Source organism: Rhodococcus sp. EPR-157 (genome assembly GCF_001647195.1).
Classification (GTDB): Bacteria; Actinomycetota; Actinomycetes; order Mycobacteriales; family Mycobacteriaceae; genus Rhodococcoides.
Genome location: NZ_LVCV01000462.1, coordinates 1 through 6,046, shown reverse-complemented (window position 1 = coordinate 6,046; position 6,046 = coordinate 1). Strand labels below are relative to the sequence as shown.

The 6,046-nt window shown below is 63.3% G+C and carries 4 protein-coding genes and 2 pseudogenes; 5 read left to right on the top strand and 1 reads right to left on the bottom strand.

The window, feature by feature from the left end:
- The 4 genes and pseudogenes from A2J03_RS31250 to A2J03_RS21415 all read left to right on the top strand — a co-directional run.
- Positions 1 to 2,632 (top strand): annotated as a pseudogene (locus A2J03_RS31250) (telomere-binding protein); the annotation flags it as partial.
- Between the two features lie 3 nt (positions 2,633 to 2,635).
- Positions 2,636 to 3,286, top strand: a complete 651-nt coding sequence (locus A2J03_RS21425; protein ID WP_068378041.1) for a terminal protein — start codon at positions 2,636 to 2,638, stop codon at positions 3,284 to 3,286.
- A gap of 187 nt (positions 3,287 to 3,473) precedes the next feature.
- Entirely contained in the window at positions 3,474 to 4,109 is a 636-nt protein-coding gene (locus A2J03_RS21420; RefSeq protein ID WP_068378039.1) for a hypothetical protein, read from the top strand.
- 113 nt (positions 4,110 to 4,222) lie between these two features.
- Positions 4,223 to 4,849, top strand: coding sequence for a DUF2637 domain-containing protein (locus tag A2J03_RS21415; RefSeq protein ID WP_068378037.1), 627 nt, complete (start codon positions 4,223 to 4,225; stop codon positions 4,847 to 4,849).
- A gap of 143 nt (positions 4,850 to 4,992) precedes the next feature.
- On the opposite strand, the gene A2J03_RS21410 is transcribed toward A2J03_RS21415, so the two are convergent.
- Entirely contained in the window at positions 4,993 to 5,514 is a 522-nt protein-coding gene (locus tag A2J03_RS21410) for a hypothetical protein (RefSeq protein WP_068378036.1), read from the bottom strand.
- A 281-nt stretch (positions 5,515 to 5,795) separates the two neighbouring features.
- Here A2J03_RS21410 and A2J03_RS31770 point away from each other — a divergent pair.
- A pseudogene (locus tag A2J03_RS31770) lies at positions 5,796 to 6,046 on the top strand (hypothetical protein); the annotation flags it as partial.

The window sequence follows — 6,046 nt, the reverse complement described above, 5'->3', positions numbered from 1 at the left end:
ACACGACGCAGTCATCGCCGCAGCCGACCCCGATCTTCCGTCTCGCACGGGTGCGCGGGTGCGCGAGCTCCTTGCTCATGCGCTTCGGACCGGGCTGGCATACGTCGACGACGTGCGTACCGGGGAAGCCCCTGCCCGCCCGCTCGCCGGGCGGCTGGGGTGGAGACGAACGTTGGTCTCGGACTACCAAGATGTGAAGAAGTACCGCGAAGATGCACGCGGGATCAGGTTGGGGTACGTGCTCACAGATCCCGGTCCGCGCGACGGGGAAGCGCAGCTGCTGGTTGAATCGACTGCGCTGGAGCAGGTTCTGAAGGCGGCGGCATCAACGATGTCCGATGCCCCGCAGATCGATCGCGGCACTGCTCTTCGTGCGCTCTACGACGAAGGTGTTCTGATGGCCGAGGAACGTGCAGGCAAGACTCCGCGCTACACCGTCCAACGCACCATCCATTGCGAGGAACGTCGTCAGCGGATGACGGCGCTTCGCTTGTGGGCGATTCTCGGCGACGGGCCCGACGACGGCCAGATCGGCGTGTTCGACACCGAGGGCGATCCTGACGATTCCCCTGATGACGTCACCGGGGACGTCAACGGATCCTCGGCCGCGGTACGCGATCTGGCGACATTGTTCTCCGTCTCGAACGGCGCCGATCGACCGACAACGGACAGCTCTCGCGCCGATGGCCTTGAGACGACATCTAATGACTCCGGTCAGGAGGAGATTGTGGTGGGCAGTTACGCCGACGACGGCCAGATCAGCATGTTCGACACCGAGGGCGATCCTGACGATTCCCCCGGTGACGTCACCGGGGACGTCGACTCCGATCAGGAGGAGATTCCGGTCACCAGTTACGCCGACGCCGATGGGCATTTCGCTGTCGCAGAACATATTTCGCCGAGCGTCCCATGCTTGGCGTGTGGCGTCTGGTCCGGCGTTAGATTCGACGGACACGTTCTGCACGTCACCTGCTGGTGGGCGAGCACGGCTGTCTCGCGCGCTGCGCTGATCAGTCGTACTGTGGTCTCGTCGACCCCGCCACCCACGCCGCAGTCTGTCACCACCTCGCTGCCGGTGGAGACGTCCGAGCATGTATCCGATTCGAGCGGTGCGGTTCTCGACCAGCCCGCGCAGCCTCTTGAGACCACTCGGCCGAGGCGTACTCCTGCCAAGATCACGGTCGATACGTTCGCTGCGCCCGCCGCGGTGCTCGACGTCGACGGAATTTGGATGCCGGACGGACATCGAATCGACCTGCCGCAGCAGATGTCCCATGTCGGGCATGTCGCAGACCTGGTGCGGGAGCTCCGGTTGGGGACGCAGACGTCGTCGTGGCAGAGCGAACCCGGGCAGGTCTGGGTGACTGCAGCGATGACCGAGAAGTTCGGTGTCGATCTGAGCAAGCTGAGCGAGGATCCATCGCAGCGACGTAAGGACGTCGGAGAGGCCACGGCCGGCACTGCGTTCGTCACTGATGCGCTCGGCGATGGATGGGCTCTCGGTAAGCCCGGGGATCGACTCGGTGCATGGACGCGTGTGTGGCGCACCGATGGTGAGAGCCGCGGAGTGTGGGTGGTTCTAGCGGCCGGTATGAATGCAGATCCGCGCGACATTCCAATTCTCGGTGACCATCCGTCGCCGAGCACCCTGGCACGTCGGTTGTCGCTGTTCTCCAGTGCTCTGAAGATGCCGTGGGTGATCACCCCTCAGTCCACCGGCTTCGATTTGATGATCTCGACTCGGTTCAAGGACCGAGAGCGGATGTTCGGACCGCACACCCCTGTGGGCCCGGCCGCGATCAGCTCTCTCGAAGACGATTACTCCTGGTCACGGAGGCCGACCGCAGACGAGTCGTCGATGCCCTACGTTCACGCGTACGACCGCGGTGGCTCTCATGCTGCCGGCATCGCCGGATTGGAGATGGGAATTGGTCCCGCGACGCACCATCCGGACGGCCGCGAGTTCGACAAGAAGTTGCCGGGCTACTGGCGGGTGGAAATTCCAGAAGCGGGGGACTGGCGCATTCCGCATCCGTTGTTGCCGCTCGGTGGCCGTCCAGGTCTGCTGTGGGTGACCACGCCGAGCCTGCAGATCGCCGAAGAACTTGGGTACGACCTGACCCCTGTCGAAGCGTACGTGTGGAACGAGCACGGCCGAGTACTCGATCCGTGGTACACGCGGATCCGTGATGCGCGAACAGCTTTGGATATCGAGGATGTCGATGCCCAGCTCGCGCGCGATCTACTCAAGGGTGTCTACACCCGCACGATCGGGCAGATGGGTTCGTCGGTTCACATGGCGGGCCGGGCAGGGTTCTCCCCGGAGCGGCGGCACCACATCATTGCCAAGGCTCGGGCCAACATCACCCGGCGCATCGTCAAGATCGGCACCGTCTCCGACCGCTGGCCGGTAGCCATCACGAACGACACCGTGCTGTACACCAGCAACGACCCGGATCCGATCTCGGCCTGGCCTGGCGAGGACAAGCATCTCGGGCGCGGGTTCGGGCAATACAAGTGGGAAGGCTCCGCGCAGCTTGCCGATCACCTCGACTTCCTGGTCGGTGGGCGATACAAGGGCAAAGAGGCGTTGACCATGAGCTGGGATCGTACGACGGGCGGAAAGGGCTAAGCGATGGCCGGTAAGAAGCATGCTGGCTTCAAGGACAATCTGGAGGCCGACGAACACAGGCGCAGGTCCCTGTTCCAGGGGTTGACCGGTCGGCATGGAGCTGATGTCTCCGGCAAGGCTGGCACCGATCCGAACCTGCGCGGGATGCTGCTGGCGGCATACGGTCCGGGCGCTCGCGGCGGGGTCAACACTGCAGCAGCGGCGCAGGATCTCGGCGTCTCGCGTCGTACGGTCGAACGGTGGGTCGCCCCCGAGGGGCGCCAACGCATTGCCAAACCCAAGCCCGACACACTGCGCAAGCTCACGACCAAATCTCGCCAATCCGCGACGACGCAGCAGGGCCGGCGCGCTGCGATCAAATCCGTGCGAGAAAGCAAGCAGGGGAAGTCGATCACGAAATATGGTGCGCGGGTACAGATCAAGGGTCGTCAAGGTGTCGCAGGCGGAGGAGGGTTCTACATTCGTGACCGTTCCATCCAGATCCCGCCGGACCAGGGCGGGATGTCGCCGTCCGACGTCGAGGCCATGTGGTCTGCCTACGAACGCGGCGGGGACAAAGAGCTCTCGAAGTGGCTCAGCGGTTATGCCAGCGACAAGTATGTCGACGGGTGGACCTTCGAGAGCATCGACAACATCTCGATCGACCCCATCTAGCCGCCACGGATCGGACAGTTCAGGGCGACGGTGTGTCGCCCTCACCCGCTACGGTGTGTTCGCGCTTCGTGAAATCGGATTTGATGCGAAAGGGAGCGATGGAGCTCGGTGATCACCCCGCTGCACAAAGAGCGCAGCTTTCTGCTCGGCTGGCCCGGCGATTCGGTTTCGAGGTTCGAGTGCTCACATGACCTCGAAACCGAGATGGACCAAGCGGCAGCTCGAAGTCGCGTTCGCCGCCTGCTACGGTACAACCGGCGGCGGAGGTGTCGATATCGATTATGTCGCAGCAGCATTCGGAGTCACTCGCCGCACGGTACAGCGGTGGCTACGTGGCTCCCCTCGCGAAAAGGCAGCGATTCCCGCAGCCCGGTTGCAGCAACTGCAATTTCCCCTCCCCGAGATCCGAAGAATTGAGCAGCAGGCGCTCGCGAACGCTCGAACGGTCCTGGGAGGCCTCGATTTACCGAGGGGCCGCGGAGTCCGCAAGGAGTGGCGGGATCGACAGTGGATGGACCCACACGTGGTTGCAATTCTCCGACCGCATAGCTCGACAGGCCTGCAGCAGGTGGCGATCGCCAGAGGGGCACCTCGTCCCGTCGCCGCACTGCACAAACGGGGGCCGCTCGTCGACTTCGTGACCGTGTCCACTCGTTTCCACGCCGACGTCTTGGTCGGAGAAGTCATGAGCCGGGTCGGTCCGTGGCGACTGTATCCGGACGACCGCATCGTCGAGTCCGGCCGAACTCGGGTGTGGGCTGCATGGGCACCACGTGTTGACCTGTCGGCCGTCGCCCGCACGGCTGGGCTGCTCCAGAACTGAAGGAGCCACGTACCTGGCGCGCAGGCACTACCGAATACTTGCAAAGCCGTCCCTCCCAACAGCTCTCGATGTCCCGCCCAGTTACAGCGATCCCCTCTAAACAAAGGACACCGATGATCAACCTGTCCACTATCAAGCGATGTGCCGTAATCGGCAATGCCGTGATCGGTGTCAGTGCCTTCACCAAGAGCGGAATGTCGTTGTGGCAGCTGGCAACCGCCAGCGGCTACCCGCCTGCATTGGGTTGGGTTCTACCCCTGGTCCTGGACGGGATGGTCATCATCGCCACGCTCATGTTGGTCGTCAACGCTTCACACCGCTGGTTCGCATGGTCCCTGCTGATACTCGGTTCCGTGGCCTCGACCGCCGGCAACATCGTGCACGTCTCGATGTCGGACTACAGCTCGTCCTTCACTGTTGCCGCCCTCGCCGCAGCCGCTCCGCCACTGGTACTGCTGGTCACGACACACCTGATGATTCAACTGGTCCGACTCGACGACCAGGTATCAGGTGATGCCGACACGGACCCGTTGTCCGCACCTCTGCACAGCTCTGCAGAGGCTGAGATGGCCGTCCTGTGCGTCAACGCCCTGAAGATGACCAGCGATGGTTACGAGATCGATGCGGTGGCCACCACAACAGGGCTATCGATCGATGTCGTCGAGGGGATAATCGCGGCCGCAGAGAACGAGATCTATGCTGCAGCCGAGCAGGAGACCCGTCTGACTCCGGTGCCGTGACCACCCTCCTGTCCGTCACGTCTGGACAGCGGACTGTGTCAATCAGCCATCAGTGAAGCCCGCGGTCGCTCGCTGGGGAACAACTGGACTGTTTGATGCACTGTCCGGTCCGTGCACAAGGACCGTCGGGTAGCTGGCGTTGGCTACGACGACCCCGGGTCCAAATGCACCTGAGCCAAAACTGCCCACAGCTTGGCGTCGTCGTGGTCATGCCGGTGTTCAGCGATCGCTTGAACGAGTGTGTTGATGACCTCACGCGATCGAGGGTTGAATCCCGCTGCCCGCGAGCCTGCCCAGGCAAGTGGATCGTCAAGGACCTTGTCGAGCCTGTCGAGGGCATGGATACAGAGATCGTGAAATTTAGCGGCGCGTTTGTACTGGGCGTCGTCGAGGTCGCCGGCGTCGAGGGCCGACGCGGACTGCTCGACGTAGACGTCGATGATGTCGTTGGCGCGAGCGTTGAGTGTGGGATCGAATGTGAGGGTGTTCCAGAAGGAGCGCCATGCTGCTGTCTCGCCGGCGGCGTTCGACCGGGGGAGCAGGTTGTCCCGGATGATCGCTGCGAGTTCTGGATCCGCGATCTTTCCGAGAGTGCGGGCGTCCGCGGGATTCGGAGGGAGCGGGGCCGGCGTCTTGCTTCGACGCCACGGCTCGTGCTCGGTCATAGGTGCAGCATCCTCTCGAACGTCGCGTTGGTGCATATCCGTGTGTCGGCCCGTGACGTTTAACCGCATTTGTATCACTTGAACAGGACACTTCCGGGGTCTTCTTCAGGCCGTTCGTGAAAACTTACCGCCCGGCGCACCCGCTGTCCCCGGCACCGGGTGCGCCGGGGACGTTTGTGCTTGTCAGGTGCTGTTTTTGTCGGTGTGTCGGGGTAGGTTCAGAGTGTTCTGTTGATCGGGCGGACTGACCATCTGCCCCTGGTGCCTTGGAGGGCTTTGTCATGAATGGTGTATCGAGCGAGGACGTTGTGTTGGCCGTCGAGTCGGAGCGGCGGCAGAAGGTGGCGTGGGTGTATTTGGCGCATGTGGCGCAGGGGTGCGGGGTGTTGGTGCATTTGTTGGTGTCGTTGGTCGGGGTGGAGGAGGCAGCGGCGGCGGTTCGGCACCGGGAGGTGTCCGGCTGCTCGAAGCCGCCTATGACGCCGGTGCACACCCGGCGCTGTGGGAGCAGATCCGGCCCGCCGCATACGAG